This is a genomic window from Leucobacter sp. M11, from assembly GCF_035726885.1.
Lineage (GTDB): Bacteria > Actinomycetota > Actinomycetes > Actinomycetales > Microbacteriaceae > JAPFRB01.
The window spans coordinates 21,099-21,924 of sequence record NZ_JAPFRB010000006.1 but is presented as its reverse complement, the minus strand read 5'-3'; the positions used below and the strand labels follow the sequence as shown (position 1 = coordinate 21,924).

1 protein-coding gene is annotated in these 826 nt (G+C 74.1%); it reads right to left on the bottom strand.

Going from position 1 to position 826, the window contains the following annotated elements:
* Positions 1-513 (bottom strand): ABC transporter substrate-binding protein (locus OOT08_RS17120; protein WP_325094055.1); only part of this gene is annotated, 513 nt, incomplete at its 3' end.
* Positions 514-826 lie beyond the last annotated feature (313 nt).

Below are 826 nucleotides of genomic sequence, written 5' to 3'. Positions count from 1 at the left end.
GGACTCCTCGGAGGTGGCCTGGTACAGGCCCTCGCGGAAGGTGACGACGGGGGCGATGTCGCTGAGCTGCTGGTACAGCGCCTCGTCGAGGGTGAAGCCCGCGGTGGCGAGGATGACATCGGGCTTCGCGGCGGCGACCTGCTCGACGTTGACGCTCATCGGGTTGATCCAGGTCGTGTCCGCGGGCAGCGGCTCCACGTAGGGCAGGTTCTTCTCGTCGCCCGCCCCGGCGATGCTCGTGAAGGATTCCGGGGCGACGACGACGGTCGCGCCCATCGCGGAGGCGAGCGCGACATCCGCGTAGCCGAGGGCGGCGATCCGCTCGGGCTTCGCCGGGATCGTGGCGTCGCCGTAGGCGTTTTCCACGGTGAGGGGGAATCCCGCGCCCGAGGCGGCGTCGGGTGGCCCGGCGTCCCCGGCCGGGGCGGCGGAGCAGCCCCCGAGCAGGAGCGCGGCGCTGAGCAGCGCGGCGAGGGCGGGCAGTGCCCGGGCGGGGCGGGTGGGTGAGGGCATGGCGGTGCTTTCTGTTGAGGGTGGTGGGTCTGGGGTGTAGGTGCGGGGAGGAGATTTTGGGCTCGCCGGAGGGGCGCGCGGCAGAACCGGCGTTCGGCGGCGGGCAGGGGTTCGGCGGCTCAGGGGTTCGAGCGCCCAGGGGGTCGAGAGCTCAGGGGTTCAGGGCTCAGGGGCTCAGTGCTCAGGGGTTCGAGAGCTCAGGGCAGCGCCGCCCCCTTCGGCGAGCCGGGGGCCGCCGGGGTGCTCGGCAGGGTGCTCGCTACGGTGCGGAACAGGGCGCGCGGGCCCGCGTCCGCGTCGAGCTCCGCCCAGC